12 protein-coding genes, 1 tRNA gene and 1 other RNA gene are annotated in these 15,409 nt (G+C 58.1%); 7 read left to right on the top strand and 7 right to left on the bottom strand.

All coding sequences use genetic code 11. The features are described 5' to 3' along the window. Window positions 1–11 precede the first annotated feature (11 nt). The 6 genes from dppA to QLG03_RS08060 form a co-directional block, all read right to left on the bottom strand. Window positions 12–1,619 carry a dipeptide ABC transporter periplasmic-binding protein DppA gene (gene dppA, locus QLG03_RS08035; RefSeq protein ID WP_032454329.1) on the bottom strand — a complete coding sequence of 536 codons (1,608 nt, stop codon included), beginning with the start codon at window positions 1,617–1,619 and terminating at the stop codon, window positions 12–14. An 837-nt stretch (window positions 1,620–2,456) separates the two neighbouring features. Further along, a non-coding RNA gene (locus tag QLG03_RS08040) (RtT sRNA) lies at window positions 2,457–2,589 on the bottom strand. Window positions 2,590–2,623: 34 nt separating this feature from the next. Continuing rightward, window positions 2,624–2,700 (bottom strand) — tRNA-Pro (locus tag QLG03_RS08045). Window positions 2,701–2,791: 91 nt separating this feature from the next. Beyond that, window positions 2,792–4,486 (bottom strand): kdo(2)-lipid A phosphoethanolamine 7''-transferase, encoded by a 1,695-nt coding sequence (gene eptB / locus QLG03_RS08050; RefSeq protein ID WP_023291311.1) that lies wholly within the window; start codon window positions 4,484–4,486, stop codon window positions 2,792–2,794. 242 nt (window positions 4,487–4,728) lie between these two features. Continuing rightward, on the bottom strand, window positions 4,729–5,934 hold the full coding sequence (locus QLG03_RS08055; protein WP_023291312.1) for an MFS transporter: 1,206 nt from the start codon (window positions 5,932–5,934) through the stop codon (window positions 4,729–4,731). A gap of 241 nt (window positions 5,935–6,175) precedes the next feature. After that, window positions 6,176–6,820: an autotransporter outer membrane beta-barrel domain-containing protein gene (locus tag QLG03_RS08060; RefSeq protein WP_255989278.1), complete on the bottom strand. Its 645-nt coding sequence runs from the start codon at window positions 6,818–6,820 to the stop codon at window positions 6,176–6,178. Window positions 6,821–6,962: 142 nt separating this feature from the next. On the opposite strand from QLG03_RS08060, the gene tag reads away from it, so the two are divergent. Both tag and QLG03_RS08070 read left to right on the top strand, forming a co-directional pair. Beyond that, window positions 6,963–7,544, top strand: a complete 582-nt coding sequence (gene tag / locus QLG03_RS08065; RefSeq protein ID WP_044525019.1) for a DNA-3-methyladenine glycosylase I — start codon at window positions 6,963–6,965, stop codon at window positions 7,542–7,544. Then, window positions 7,522–7,962: an N-acetyltransferase gene (locus QLG03_RS08070; RefSeq protein ID WP_032454332.1), complete on the top strand. Its 441-nt coding sequence runs from the start codon at window positions 7,522–7,524 to the stop codon at window positions 7,960–7,962. Before tag ends, QLG03_RS08070 begins: the two co-directional genes overlap by 23 nt. Here QLG03_RS08070 and QLG03_RS08075 read toward each other — a convergent pair. Next, complete coding sequence (locus QLG03_RS08075) at window positions 7,931–10,261, bottom strand: molybdopterin guanine dinucleotide-containing S/N-oxide reductase (protein WP_255989281.1); 2,331 nt, start codon at window positions 10,259–10,261, stop codon at window positions 7,931–7,933. The two genes, QLG03_RS08070 and QLG03_RS08075, sit on opposite strands and share 32 nt — an antisense overlap. Window positions 10,262–10,428: 167 nt before the next feature. On the opposite strand from QLG03_RS08075, the gene QLG03_RS08080 reads away from it, so the two are divergent. From QLG03_RS08080 to QLG03_RS08100, 5 genes are all read left to right on the top strand, one after another. Then, on the top strand, window positions 10,429–11,091 hold the full coding sequence (locus tag QLG03_RS08080; RefSeq protein WP_023291317.1) for an OmpA family lipoprotein: 663 nt from the start codon (window positions 10,429–10,431) through the stop codon (window positions 11,089–11,091). 103 nt (window positions 11,092–11,194) lie between these two features. Beyond that, the gene (locus tag QLG03_RS08085; protein WP_023291318.1) at window positions 11,195–12,211 is read left to right on the top strand and encodes a LacI family DNA-binding transcriptional regulator; all 1,017 of its coding nucleotides are present in this window, start codon (window positions 11,195–11,197) and stop codon (window positions 12,209–12,211) included. 111 nt (window positions 12,212–12,322) lie between these two features. Further along, window positions 12,323–13,072 carry a sugar phosphate isomerase/epimerase gene (locus tag QLG03_RS08090; RefSeq protein WP_255989284.1) on the top strand — a complete coding sequence of 250 codons (750 nt, stop codon included), beginning with the start codon at window positions 12,323–12,325 and terminating at the stop codon, window positions 13,070–13,072. Window positions 13,073–13,075: 3 nt separating this feature from the next. Further along, window positions 13,076–14,011 carry a sugar kinase gene (locus QLG03_RS08095; RefSeq protein WP_008806889.1) on the top strand — a complete coding sequence of 312 codons (936 nt, stop codon included), beginning with the start codon at window positions 13,076–13,078 and terminating at the stop codon, window positions 14,009–14,011. 104 nt (window positions 14,012–14,115) lie between these two features. Next, a complete protein-coding gene (locus QLG03_RS08100) occupies window positions 14,116–15,396 on the top strand; it encodes an MFS transporter (RefSeq protein WP_004205006.1) in 1,281 nt (426 codons plus the stop codon). The last annotated feature ends 13 nt before the right edge of the window (window positions 15,397–15,409 follow it).

A 15,409-nucleotide genomic window follows, 5' to 3' on the forward strand; every position in this document is an offset into this window, starting at 1 on the left:
CATCGTGCTTATTATTCGACAGAGACGTTATCGAAGTGGTGTTTACCCAGCGGATCCACCACATAGCCTTTGACTTCTTTACGCACTGGCTCGTAAACGGTGGAGTGAGCGATGATCAGCGCCGGAGCCTGGTCATGCATCACTACCTGAGCCTGTTTGTACAGTTCAATACGCTTGTTGTGGTCGTCGGTGGCGCGGGCCGGCTGAATCAGATCTTCAAACGGCTTATAGCACCAGCGCGAGTAGTTGGAGCCGTCTTTCGCCGCGGCGCAGCTGAACAGGGTCGCGAAGAAGTTATCCGGATCCCCGTTGTCGCCGGTCCAGCCCATCATGACGGTCTGGTGCTCGCCCGCTTTCGCGCGTTTCAGATACTCGCCCCACTCGTAGGTGACGATCTTGGCCTGGACGCCAATCTTGGCCCAGTCGGCCTGGATCATCTCCGCCATACGGCGGGCGTTCGGGTTATACGGACGCTGTACCGGCATCGCCCACAGGTCGATAGTGAAGCCTTTTTCCAGGCCCGCTTCTTTCAGCAGCTGCTTCGCCTTCTCCGGATCGTAGGTGTAGTCTTTGACGTCGTCGTTATAGCCCCACATGGTCGGCGGGATCAGGTTCTTCGCCGCCTGGCCTGCGCCCTGGTAAACCGCTTTGATGATCGCTTCTTTGTTAACCGCGTAGGTCAGCGCCTGACGAACTTTCACATCGTCCAGCGGTTTCTTCTCGGTGTTGAAGGAGAGATAACCGACGTTCAGACCCGGCTGTTCCAGCAGGGTAATGTTTTTATCTTCCTTCATGCGCGCGATGTCCGCCGGGTTAGGATACGGCATCACCTGGCACTCATTTTTCTGCAGCTTGGCGTAGCGCACGGAGGCATCCGGGGTGATGGAGAAGACCAGACGATCGATCTTCGGCTTGGTGCCCCAGTAGCCCGGGAAGGCTTTATACAGAATGCGGGAATCTTTCTGGTACTGCAGCAGCTGGAATGGACCGGTACCGATAGGATTGAGGTCTACTTTTTCCGGCGTGCCGGCTTTCAGCATGTTGTCGGCATACTCTTTAGAGAGAATGGAAGCGAAGTCCATGGCCAGGTCAGCGAGGAACGGCGCTTCCGGGCGGGTCAGGACGAACTGGACGGTTTTATCGTCCACTTTCTTCACTTCGCTAATCAGGTCTGGTAACCCCATCCCTTCAAAGTATTCATAGCTGCCGCCAGAAACTTTATGGTACGGGTTATTGGTATTCTTCTGACGATCGAAGGAGAACACCACGTCATCGGCGTTCAGGTCACGGGTTGGCTTAAAGTCTTTATTATCCTGCCACTTCACGCCCTGACGCAGGTGGAAAGTATAGGTTTTACCGTCCGCACTAACTTCCCATTTCTCAGCCAGCCCCGGAATAACTTCCGTCGTACCGGTTTTGAATTCGACCAGGCGGTTGTAGATGGGTACGGAACTGGCGTCATAGGTGGTGCCAGAGGTGAAGAGCTGTGGGTTAAAGCCTTCCGGCGAGCCTTCTGAACAATAAACCAGGGTTTTCGCTTGCACGCTGGCGGCGACGGTCATGGCGACCAGGCTCAGACCAAGCTTCAGCATCCCTGATTTCTTCAAGGAAATACTCATTATTCTGCTCCAAAACTGTGATGTTGTTTGCATATATCCGCCAGACCTTTATTTATTTTTATTCGTCATATTTCGAACCACGGATGCGTTGGCTGCGCTCGATTATCCCAGTCACATCGTTATCTATGTTCCTGGGGATTCGCAAACTTGCCGCCTTCCCGCAGCGCGAACTATTTAGAATATACCCGGTCCGGTCGGTGGTGCCCGAAGGCGTAGAGAGAGATGGGGATTCCTTTCGCAAAAACGACTGAGTTGCAGTACGGATTCTCCATGAAATGCCCCTCATGCCCTACAATCTGTCAACAGAATGGGGAAACGTCAATACAGCCAGCCGGGTTTTACATCCAGCGTGAGAAACGGCAGGCAAAGATTAAAAAAACTTCAAGACGCTATTTTCAGCAGAGAAATTTATGCTACAGGCGAATATGCAGAATAAAGACCTTATTAAGGTGCGACACCCAGTGGGAAACAATGCCAGCAAATGAGAAAAATTTCTTACTATGTGACCAATATGTGAGCGATTAATAGCGTGAACGTTAAAACGCACAGCGGAAAATGCTGCATTTAGCCATAAGCTTCGCGAAAAAAGATCTGTTCATCGATAAAAAAATGCAATGGAAGATGTCACAAAATAGCGAACAGCTGGCTGGAAATGGGGATAAAGACGTTTTTTGTGATTTTGATGGGGTTTTGGCCAGTAGCGCGCTGATGATGCCCGGCGGCGCTGCGCTTGCGCGGGCCTACGGAACACAAGTCGAACCTCCTGCCCCCGGAGGTTCTCATCCTCACTGGCCGCAGATGCAAAAAAGCCTGCTCATTGAGCAGGCTTTTCGAATTTGGTCGGTGATAGAGGATGACTCGCCACTTTGTGGCTCGCCCTGCGGGCCGTTGCTGACGCAACGTTCTCTCGCTCCGCTCGAGTCGAACCTCCTGCCCCCGGAGGTTCTCATCCTCACTGGCTACAGATGCAAAAAAGCCTGCTCATTGAGCAGGCTTTTTGAATTTGGTCGGTGATAGAGGATTCGAACCTCCGACCCCTTCGTCCCGAACGAAGTGCGCTACCAGGCTGCGCCAATCACCGAATGCGGGGCGCATCTTACTGCTGGGATGCACCCCCGTCAATGCCTTATTAGCAAAAAATCAATCAAGCGGCGAGAATCTCGCCACTATTGCTATTCCTTCGCCGCTTTCTTCGAAGCCGGCACGCGGCACCAGTTGTTGTTCTCGTTGATCCCGCCATCCGGCGAGGTATAGCCGAGGCAGCCCATAATGGTGTCGTACAGCTCGACGTGGCGTCGCGGCACCTTCATCGCGGCCTGCTGCTGCAGATGGGCGAACGCGGCGGCATGATCGGGATTCTCCAGATATTTATCCGACATCCAGACCATCATCGGCACACGGAACTGTTCCGGCGGCGCCATTTTGCGCGGCGTACCGTGCAGATGTTCGCGCTCGTTAATCGACTCGCCATGGTCGGCGGCATAGAACACAATCGCTTTCTTATCCCGCAGCTGGTCGAGGACGCTGACGATAAAGTGATCGACATAGGTCACGCTGTTGTCGTAGGAGTTAATCAGCTCCGCTTTAGAACATTTGTTGTCGACGCCGACACACTCCGGCTTCCACTGGGCGAAGCTGCGCGGATAGCGTTGGGTATAGTTAAAGTGCGAGCCTTTAGTATGCAGGATGATCAGGTGCTTACCGGAGGCGTTGCCCTGCGCCATACCGCGCTTCATCTCATCCACCAGCAGCATATCGTCAACGCTCTTGCCGCGGTTACGCGGTTCGGCGCCAATCTGCTCGCGATAGGCGATATTGTTGGCCATCGTGTTGCTGTAGAACCACATCTCACTCTGCATGGCGTACAGATTGCCGCTGAAGCCCAGTTGATGCAGCACCGCAAAGACGTTCTGCTCTTTGAGGGTCCGCTGCGGATTATCCTCTGCCCCGCCCTGACGCACAAACATGCAGCGTAACGACAGCTTGGTGGCGGTATCGCACGAGTAGCCGCGGAAGGCGACCAGATTCTTCTCTTTCGCCAGCTCTGGCGTGGTGTTGCGGCTATAGCCGAGGATGCCCATATGATCCCAGCGGGTGGTTTCGCCAATGATAAACACCACGTAGGTGTCATCGAGCCCTTCCGGGGCGACGTAGGTAAATTTCTTCGCCGGGTTAATCAGCGATTTGTTGTCTGAGGATTCATCCACCTGCGCCCAGGCGTACAGCCCCAGCGCCGACAGCCAGTTCGATGGTAGGTAGGAGTTGGCGATCACCCCGCCGTAGCTCGGCATATCCACTTCAGAATGGCGCTCTACATCGTGTTGGCGCAGCTCAAGCAGGCGGATGGGGCCCCAGACGATGAGGCCGGCCAGCACCACGATCAGCACGTTTTTAACCCGCTGGCCCGGGGTACGCAGTTGGCGCAGCAGCGTATGACGGCAACGGTTGCTCCAGATAAACAGCAGCGGCGGCGCGCTCACCGCCGCCAGCCAGAGGATCAGATGCCAGCCGATGACCTCTTTCGACAGGTCGATATCGGTGGTCATCACCGAGGCGATAATCCCGTAGCCAATCACCACGTTGAGGAACGTCATGTAATAACTGGCGGCGGCGGAAAACAGAACAATCAGCGTCGCCAGAATGCGCCAGATACGGCGGCCGAACAGCGACAGAAGACGTAGCAGGAAGAAGGTGACAAAGACCGTGGCCACCAGTTCAACGACACCGGAAAGCCCTTTCCAGAAAGTGAACTCTTGAGCATAACCATCGAAACGCCGAAAAAAAACGGCGACGTTCATAAACCAGCCGATGTACAGCGCCAGCCAAAAACTAAGCTTCTGCTGCGTCATCGTTCTAATATATTTCATGCAAGCAAACCTGGAAAAAGAAGAATAAAACACCGCCTGACGCTGTGGCATGAGTCAGTAGGCTAATAGGGTGCGTTAGGGTTGGTTATCAGAAACCTCTACAAAGCGCGATAAGTAGACCACAGGGAACGGGAAAAGTATCAGGAGGGAATGTGATCCAGCCAAACATTTACAAAACATTTGGCTGGATTGGCACTATTTGCTTAGGGTATTAATCAGGGGCACGTTTCACGCTGCAGGTTTCAGGCGTGCGCCTCGCTATAGACACTGCCTTTCGGCTGACGAATGGTGGTGGAAAGCGCCAGCGAAATAATCAGCAGAGCGAAGATCACGCAGAAGGTGACGTAGAAGCCCCCGAACAGCGAAGCGATGAGGGAACCGCAGATGCTGCCGATACCAAAGCCCAGATAAATGACGCCATAGTTTTTCGCCAGGTTGTTCAGACCGAAGAATTCACTGACCAGCGACGGGAAGACGGTGATGGTTCCGCCGAAGTTAAAGGCGACGCAGGCAATCGCGGCGAAAAAGGTCATGGCATTCAGCGGAGCGAACAGCAGCGCGGCCATCCCCACCAGCGACACCACCTGACCGAGGGTGATCACGCGAATGCGGGAGATTTTATCGGACAGGATACCTAACACCAGGCGACCGCTAAGGTTAGCGATTGAGATAACCGTTACCGCATTAGCCGCCGTGGCGACATCCAGATGGACCATCCCCTGCGCGATATCTTTCGCCACGCCAATCACATACAGACCGCTCATGCAGGCCGTCAGGAACATCACCGCCAGCATCCAGTACTGCGGTTTACGCATCGATTCGGCGAGAGTAAAGTCGTTTTCCACGACGCCGTTGGCCGCGGTGGTCGCCGTATGATTTGGCGCATCTTTCATCAGGGTCGCGCCAAAGACGATCATCACCAGCACGATAGCGCCCCAGATGACGAAGGTTTTTTCCAGACCGACGGTGGCCAGCAGATGAGTATCAATGAATTTGAACCCCAGGCTGCCGAGGCCATAGGAACCGATGGAGAAGGCGGAAATCAGCCCTTTGCGTTCCGGGAACCACTTCACGCAGTTCGACAGGGTCAGCAGATAACCGGCGCCGTCCGCCAGCCCCACCAGCACGCCCGCGCTCAGCCACAGCATCATCAGGCTGTTGGAGTGCGCGGTCAGGAAGAAGCCCAGTCCGAGCAGGATCCCGGAGGCCATGGTGACGCGCTTCACGCCGAAACGCTCCTGCAGCTTGCCGGCGACCGACGAGGAGAGCGCCAGCCCGAGGCTCAGCAGGCCAAAGGAGAAGGCGACCTGGCTGACCGGTTCGCCCAGTTTGTCAGACAGTGAACTGTTAAACAGGCTCCAGGTATAAACCGAACCGAGAGCGAATTGGGTGATGATGGTGCCGATAAGCGTAAGCCAGCGGGTCGATTGACGGTTTGCAGCGTTCATAGCAGTTGTCCTGATAAATTAACTGCCGCCACAATAGCGAAGGCCCCTCATCCAGTGGGGGAAAAAGGCATGAACTGCCATCAGCAGGGAATGAAATGCATTAATGGCGGAATGAATGGCATTGCATGACATTCATTCCGCGAATATCAGCAAAAAAGTTAGTGTGCGCTATCTCACAGAAATGCGCCATTACTGAGATTTAACAATAACCGCATCGTTTCAAACGCGTAACAATCCCCGCTCAAAAGTTGGCGCTGACCCCCATCAGATAGAGCGTATTTTCCCCCGACGGGACATTATCCGCCTGCGACAGGGTGGCCCATGCCGCCACATGCGATCCCAGCGGCATATCGGCGCCCAGGGTGACATCACTCCAGCCGCCCTCTCTGGCGCGAGTGGTCGGCGACCAGGCATCGCTGGCGAGCGACTGGTTATAGCTCACCTGAGCCCAGGGGTGCACACCCCACAGCGACTGATAATCCATACGCCAGCCGAGCGTGTTGACATATCCCGTCTCGCCAACGCTTTTCGTCGCCGGCGCGCTGTAGTCGCTGCGCAGGCTGGCCACCGGCCCGGAGGTCATGCCGTTTGCCAGCAGATAATTCCAGCCGACGCTCATCCCACGGCTGCTGTCCGGCGGCGCCAGCCCCTGGTTTAAAGTCAGTCCGCCCGGCGTTTCAGACGACTTCATCCGCTCGGCGAGGATATCTTCATAGCGTGGTTGGTGATCGCTATCCCATGTATAACGTTCCGACGTATTACTTTTTGTATCGATAGCGATATATTCCTGTTGCCAGGCATTCGCTCCAGAGACACACAATACCCAGACGGATACGCACACCGGGAACAAGAACCCCCGGAGGCCATTGCATTTCTTTATTATCATTAATGCGACTCCAGAAAAGAGCCGAATCGGCATTATTGCTGTGTTTTTTTGGGGATACGATTTCCCTGTATTAACTATTATCTTTATCTTTCAGTCGTCAAGCCGGGGCGTCCACTTTTTTAGCGCAGAGGGAGAAATAGCTATGCAGCGTTGCGGATGGGTGAGTCAGGATCCGTTATATATCGAGTATCACGATACCGAATGGGGTGTCGCGCAAAAAGCGTCCCAGCGGCTGTTTGAAATGATCTGCCTTGAAGGCCAGCAGGCCGGGTTGTCGTGGATCACGGTGTTAAAAAAACGGCAGAACTATCGCCAGGCTTTTCACCAGTTCGATCCGGTGCGCGTGGCGGCGATGGGGGACGATGATGTCGAGCGGCTGCTGCAGGATGCCGGGATTATCCGCCATCGGGGAAAAATCCAGGCCATTATCGGCAACGCCCGGGCGTATCTGGCGATGGAGGAAAATGGCGAGTCGTTCACTGATTTTGTCTGGTCTTTCGTCGACAATGCGCCGCAGGTCACCCGCGCGGCGACGCTGGCGGAGATCCCGACCACGACGCCGGCCTCTGATGCGCTGTCTAAAGCGTTGAAAAAACGCGGCTTTAAGTTTGTCGGTTCGACGATCTGTTACTCTTTTATGCAGGCCTGCGGGCTGGTCAACGACCATGTCACCGGCTGCTTCTGTCACCCGGGAGGTCAGGATGATCCGCAAGTGGGTCGCTAAAGATAATACACCGCTGCTGGCCCTGTGGCTGGATAGTACGATCCATGCCCATCCCTTTATCAGCGAAAGCTACTGGCGCGACAGCGTCGCGGTGGTACGGGACGTCTATCTTCCCGCCGCCAGCACCTGGGTCTGGGAGCGCGACGGAGAGCTAAAAGGCTTTGTCAGCGTGCTGGAGTCCCGCTTCGTCGGCGCGCTGTTCGTCGCGCCGGACGCCATCCGCCAGGGCATTGGCCGGGCGCTGCTGGATGAAGTCAAGCAGCACTACGCCTGGCTTAGCCTTGAGGTTTATCAGAAAAACGAATCAGCGGTCAGTTTCTACCATGCGCAAGGCTTCCGCATTGAAGATTGCGCATGGCAGGACGATACTCAGCACCCCACCTGGATTATGCGCTGGCCGGCGGATCAAATGCTGTAAGCGGCAGCGCCGGGCCGGTATATTTCTCCAGCCACGCCAGGGCGGTGTTCCCGGCACAGCCGTTGCCCAGCCGGGATGTCGGGATATCTTTGGTTAAGACGTTCACCGCCCCGTTTTTGCAGATGCCCGCCACCGGATCCAGGTCGGGCCACGCCCCTTCATGCAGGCATATCACCCCCGGGCGGATCCCCTCCGTCACCACCGCGCCGGCCAGCACCTGACCGCGGGCGTTCCACACCCGCACCAGATCGCCATCGGCAATCCCCCGCGCCCGGGCATCCTGCGGATGAATAGTCAACGGTTCGCGTCCGGCGACGGCATAGCGTTCGCGCAGCGCGGAGTAGTTCAGTTGACTGTGCAGACGGTGTGCCGGATGGGCCGACAGCAGCTGCAGCTGCCCCGCCTCGGCGTTGCCATGCCACTCGTCGGGCTCCAGCCACATCGGGTGCGGCGGGCAGTCGGCGTAGCCAAAGGCGGCGATGGTCGGCGAGTGGATCTCAATTTTACCGCTCGCCGTTTTCAGCGGGTTGGCCAGGGGATCGTCGCGGAAGGCGGCGAAGCGGATGAAACGGGCATTCTCCGGCGCCTCCGGCATCTCAATCAGCTGGTTAGCCTGCCAGAATTCGGCAAACGGCGGCAGCGTCACCTGCTGCTGGGCGCCGCGCCGGGCGGCCATCTGATAGAAGGTCTCCAGCCACTGCAGATCGCTCTTCCCTTCGGTAAAGCGCTCGCGGCCGCCCGCCTCCCAACGTTCGCTGAGGTCGGCAAAGACCGCGAAATCATCGCGCGCTTCACCCCGCGGGGCGACCACCTGCTTCATCGGCACCAGATGCTGATTGCTGTAGTCCCCGGTCATCGTCAGATCGTTGCGCTCAAACGAGGTGGTCGCCGGCAGAACGATATCGGCATGACGCGCGGCGGTGGTCCAGAAGCATTCGGAGATGACGATAAGCTCTGGTTTCTGCCAGGCCTGAATCAGGCGATTGGTATCCTGGTGATGGGTAAAGTTGGCGCCGCCGGCCCACCAGATAAAGCGAATATCGGGGAAGCGCCGCGCCATGCCGTTGTGCTGATACTCCGCACCCGGATGCTCCAGCGCCTCGACAATCCGCGCGACCGGGATCTTCTCCACGGCGTCCACGCCTCCGGCCACGCTCCCCTGCATCGAGCCCAGCACCGCCGCGCGGCGGGTCGGGTTGCCGCCGTTGGCGAAATGGTAGGAAAGCCCAAACCCGCCCCCCGGGGTGCCAATCTGCCCCAGCATCGCGGCCAGGGTGACCAACATCCAGTGTTTCTGCTCGCCATACTGCTGGCGCTGCATGCCCCAGCCAGACATCAGCATGGTGGTGTTTTCGTGGAAAAGTTTCGCCAGTTCGCGGATCTTATCAGCTGAGACGCCGCAAATAGCCGCCGCCCAGTCGGCGGTTTTCGCCACGCCGTCGCTGTCGCCGGTCAGATAGCGGGCAAAAATCTCGTAGCCGCTGGCGCAGCGGGCAAGAAACTCGTCGTCCTGCCAGCCATTCTCCACCAGCGTATGGGCGATACCCAGCATCAACGCGACGTCGGTGCCCATATGCGGCGCGATCCACTCCATCGAATCGCCAAAGAAATCGACCGTTTCCGATCGCATCGGATCGATGCAGATCAAGCGCTTGCCGCTCTGGCGCAGCCGGTCGAACCACGGGATACCCTGCTCGTCGGAGGCGTTCCAGGCAATTTTCAGCGTGTTCAGCGGGTTGGCGCTCCACAGCACCACTACCTCGCTGTGCTCCAGCACCAGCGGCCAGCTGGTCTGCTGCTGATACACCTCATTGCCGCCCACGACGTAAGGCATGATCGCCTGCGCCGCGCCGGTGGAGTAATCCCCGAGATGGCCGGTGTAGCCGCCCGCCAGGCTCATATAGCGCTGCAGCAGGGTGGCCGCCTTATGCAGGACGCCGTTAGAACGCCAGCCGTAGGAGCCGGCAAAAATGGAGGCCGGTCCATAGCTTTCGCGGATCCGACGATGCTGGGCATCGATCAGATCCAGCGCCTGCTCCCAGCTCACCCGCACAAATTCATCCTGACCGCGGATCCCCTGGGGCTTGTCCGGAGAGGCGAGAAAGCCTTTGCGCACCATCGGGTAGCGCACGCGGGTTTTGCTGTGCACCTGGTCGCGCACCGCCGTTTGCAGCGAATTGGCAAACGGCGTCGCCAGCGCGCCGCGGGAGGAGAGGACGTTTTCCCCGTCCGTTTCCACCAGCATCGGTCCCCAGTGGGCGGCGGTTAAAATGGTTTTGGTTGCAGATGAGGTTGGCAAAGGCGGCTCCTGGTCAGCGAAGGCAGGTGTGGTGACGGCGCGAATCGGCGCCGTTCAATGTTATTTACAAAATGAGATGGTATGCGGGGAATTTTCTACGTATTCGCGCGTCATAATCAACCGTCACGTTCGCTGTGGCAAAGAATAAAAAGGATTAAGGACATTAAATGAAAAAACGCGTACTTATGATTGCGGCTCTGGTCAGCGGCACCCTGGCCGTTTCCGGCTGCACCACCAACCCCTATACCGGTGAGCGTGAAGCAGGCAAATCCGGTATTGGCGCAGGTATTGGCTCCTTAGTGGGCGCTGGCGTCGGCGCGCTTTCCTCCTCCAAACACGACCGCGGCAAAGGCGCGCTGATTGGCGCAGCGGCAGGCGCGGCGCTGGGCGGCGGCATTGGCTACTACATGGACGTGCAGGAAGCGAAGCTGCGCGACAAAATGCAGGGAACCGGGGTCAGCGTGACGCGAAATGGTGACAACATCGTGCTGAACATGCCGAATAACGTCACTTTCGACAGCAACAGCGCCAACCTGAAACCGGCCGGCGCCAACACCCTGACCGGCGTGGCCATGGTGCTGAAAGAGTATGAGAAAACCGCCGTTAACGTCGTCGGCTACACCGACAGCACCGGCAGTAAGGACCTGAATATGCGTCTGTCGCAGCAGCGTGCTGACAGCGTCGCCAGCGCGCTAATCACCCAGGGCGTGGCGGCCAACCGCATTCGCACCACCGGCATGGGCCCGGCGAACCCCATCGCCAGCAACAGCACGGCGGAAGGCAAGGCGCAGAACCGTCGCGTGGAAATCACTCTCAGCCCGCTGCAATAAGCGCATCCTCATGTTGCCCGGCCGCGCCTCTGCCGGGCAAAATGCTTGATATCGCTATTTTTCGCGCTAAGGTGTTGGCAGATTTTCAGCAAAGGAAGCCACCATGGCGAAAGCGGCGCGTGCAACCATTAGCGATGTGGCGAAAGCCGCAAAGACCGGCAAAACCAGCATTTCACGGTATCTTAACGGCGAGAAGCATCTGCTTTCCGACGATCTGTTATCACGTATTGAACAAGCCATTGCCGAACTCGACTACCGCCCCAGCCTGATGGCCCGCGGCCTCAAGCACGGCCGAACCCGCCTCATCGGCCTGATCATCGCCGATATCACCAATCCCTATTCGGTCAACGTCATGAGCGGCATTGAAGCAGCCTGCCGGGAAAAGGGCTTCACTCTGCTGGTGTGTAACACCAATAACGAGCTGGATCAGGAGCTACACTACCTCGACCTGCTGCGCAGCTACCAGGTGGAAGGCATCGTCGTCAACGCGGTCGGCATGCGGGAGGATGGCCTGAACCGTCTGCAGCAGTCGGCCCTGCCGATGGTGCTGATTGACCGTAAAATCCCCGATTTCGCCTGCGATGTGGTCGGGCTTGATAACGCCCAGGCCGCCACCACCGCCACCGAACACCTGGTGGAGAAAGGCTTTGAGGCCATCCTGTTTCTTAGCGAACCGCTGGGGTCGGTCAATACCCGCCGCGAGCGCCTGAGCGCCTTCCGCGCCACGCTCACCCGCCACCACGGCGTGGTGGCCGAAAACGCCGAAGTGCAGCTCAACGACGGCGCGATGATGGACAACGTCCTGCGCCAGTTCCACGCCCGCCACCGCGGGATGCGCAAAGCGGTGATCTCCGCCAACGGCGCGCTGACGCTGCAGGTGGCCCGCGCCCTGAAGCGCGTCGGCCTGATCTGGGGCAGCGATATCGGCCTGCTGGGCTTCGACGAACTGGAGTGGGCGGAGCTGGCTGGCGTCGGCATCACCACCCTCAAACAGCCGACGTGGCAGATCGGCTACGCGGCGGTGGAACAGGTGATTCGGCGCATTGCTGGCAGTAACGACCCCATCTGCGAGCGGGTCTTCTCCGGCGAGCTTATCGTCCGCGGATCAACTTCCCGTTAACGATCCTTCGTGATGCCGATCATAAATTAAACATCTCGCCCTTTCTTATGGAACCGATACCATCTAGCGTAATAAGGAGATTAAGCAACAAACGCCGGGAGTAAGAGCGCGATGGCCAGAAAAATTATTGTCGTTACCGCTGCGTATGGTAATGACCATGTTAAATCCTTAGGCGGCCAGGCCGCCGTCCTGCCGTTTATCGCCGACGCCGGCGCGGACGGCGTCGAAATCCGCCGCGAGCTGTTCAGCACCGAAGAGCTCAACGCCCTGCCGACGGTGGCGGCCACCATTGAGCGCCACGGCCTGCTGGCCTGCTACTCCGCGCCCCAGGCGCTGTTCGCCGACAACGGCGAGCTTAACCCGCATCTCCCGACGCTGCTCGCGGAAGCGCAGACTCTTAACGCCCTGTGGCTGAAGCTCTCCCTTGGCCATTTCCGCCACAACCAGCAGCTCGACGAACTGCGCCATATCCTCAGCGACAGCGGCATGGCGCTGGTGGTGGAGAATGACCAGACCGACTGCGGCCAGCTGGCGCCGATGCAGCGCTTCAAAGCCGCCTGTCGGGTCCATCAGCTGCCGATCACCTTAACGTTTGATATGGGCAACTGGCTGTGGGTCGGCGATTCGCCGGAAGAGGCCGCCCGCCATCTTGCGCCGGCGGTCAGCTATATTCATGTAAAAGCGGCGGAGCCTCATCAGGAGAAATTCCGCGCTGTGCCGCCGGATCAGGCCGCCGACCGCTGGCTGGCCCTGCTCGATAATCTTCCCGCCGACGCGCCGCGTGGAATCGAGTTTCCGCTGACTGGCCATGACCTGACGGCCGTGACCCGCCGCTACGTCAACCTGTTACGCGAGGAATAAGCCGTGGAAAATTTAGATGTCATCACCATCGGCGAAGCTATGGCCATGTTTGTCGCCACCGAAACCGGCGATCTGGCCGAGGTGGAGCATTTTATGAAACGTGTCGCCGGCGCTGAGCTGAACGTCGCCACCGGCCTGGCGCGCCTGGGTCTGAAGGTCGGCTGGGTCAGCCGCGTCGGCAACGACAGCTTTGGCCGCTTCGTACTGCAATCGCTGGCGAAAGAGGGGATCGATAGCCACGCTGTCGCCATCGACAACCGCTTCGCTACCGGTTTCCAGATGAAATCGAAAGTCGAAAATGGAACCGATCCCATTGTGGAATATTTCCGCAAAGGTTCTGCCGCCAGCCATCTGTCGCCGGACGATTTTCGCGCCGACTACTTCACCAGCGCCCGTCATCTGCACCTGAGCGGCGTGGCCGCCGCGCTCTCTGAAAGTTCATATGCGCTGCTGGAGCATGCGGCGAAGGTCATGAAAGCCGAGGGCAAAACCCTCTCTTTCGACCCCAATCTGCGGCCGGTGCTGTGGAAAAGCGAAGCCGAGATGGTGGAGAAACTCAACCGTCTCGCCTTCCAGGCTGACTGGGTTTTGCCAGGCTTAAAAGAGGGCGTCATCCTCACCGGCCAGCAGACCCCGGAGGGGATCGCCGATTTCTATCTCTCGCGCGGCGTCAAGGCGGTGGTCATTAAAACCGGCTGCGACGGCGCCTGGTTCAAGAGCGCCAGCGGCGAACAGGGAACGGTTGATGCCATCAAAGTCGAAAACGTCGTCGATACCGTCGGCGCCGGCGACGGCTTTGCCGTCGGGGTGATTAGCGCCCTGCTGGAAGGCAAAACCCTGCTTCAGGCGGTGAACCGCGGCAATAAAATCGGTTCGCTGGCCATTCAGGTCCAGGGCGACAGCGAGGGGCTGCCCACCCGCGACGCGCTGGGCGAATAACATTTATACGCAACCATAACAGCCGTCCTGTACCCTACCTGCAGCGCGGCACAGCAGCGTCCGTTTCGACGGACGTATGTCACCTCATTGACAGAGGCAAGCCTATGAATAGCTCAACAAATGCAACGAAACGCTGGTGGTACATCATGCCTATCGTGTTTATCACGTATAGCCTGGCGTACCTCGACCGCGCCAACTTCAGCTTCGCCTCCGCGGCAGGCATTACCGAAGACCTGGGCATCACCAAAGGGATCTCCTCCCTGCTGGGGGCCCTGTTCTTCCTCGGCTACTTCTTCTTCCAGATCCCCGGCGCTATCTATGCGGAGCGCCGCAGCGTTCGCAAACTGATCTTTATCTGCCTGATCCTGTGGGGCGGCTGCGCCTCCCTGACCGGGATTGTGCATAATATCCCGGCGCTGGCGGCCATTCGCTTTATCCTCGGCGTCGTCGAAGCGGCGGTGATGCCGGCGATGCTGATCTATATCAGCAACTGGTTCACCAAATCCGAGCGCTCGCGGGCCAACACCTTCCTGATCCTCGGCAACCCGGTGACGGTCCTGTGGATGTCGGTGGTCTCCGGCTACCTGATTCAGGCCTTCGGCTGGCGGGAAATGTTCATCATCGAAGGGGTGCCGGCGGTGATCTGGGCCTTCTGCTGGTGGGTGCTGGTGAAAGATAAACCGTCGCAGGTATCCTGGCTGGCGGAGAGTGAAAAAGCCGCGCTGCAGGAACAACTGGATCGTGAACAGCAGGGCATCAAAGCGGTGCGTAACTATGGCGAGGCCTTCCGCTCCCGCAACGTGATCCTGCTCTGCGCTCAGTACTTTGCCTGGAGCATCGGCGTGTACGGTTTTGTACTGTGGCTGCCGTCGATTATCCGCAGCGGCGGCGAAAATATGGGGATGGTGGAAGTGGGCTGGCTCTCTTCGGTTCCGTACCTGGCGGCGACTATCGCCATGATCGTGGTCTCCTGGGCCTCCGATAAAATGCAGAACCGTAAACTGTTCGTCTGGCCGCTGCTGCTGATTGGCGGACTGGCCTTCATCGGCTCCTGGGCGGTCGGCGCCAACCACTTCTGGGTCTCTTACACCCTGCTGGTGGTGGCTGGTGCGGCAATGTATGCGCCTTACGGCCCCTTCTTCGCCATTATTCCGGAAATGCTGCCACGCAACGTCGCCGGCGGCGCGATGGCGCTGATCAACAGCATGGGCGCCCTGGGCTCCTTCTGCGGCTCGTGGTTTGTCGGCTACCTGAACGGCGCCACCGGCAGCCCCGCAGCTTCCTATATTTTTATGGGGGTGGCGCTTTTCGCCTCAGTATGGCTGACTTTGATTGTTAAGCCTGCTAATAATCAAAACCTTCCACTTGGCGCTCATCACGCCTGAACGACTCACACTA

Origin of the sequence: Klebsiella sp. V115_8 (genome assembly GCF_029967715.1) — a bacterium.
Classification (GTDB): Bacteria; Pseudomonadota; Gammaproteobacteria; order Enterobacterales; family Enterobacteriaceae; genus Klebsiella; species Klebsiella quasipneumoniae.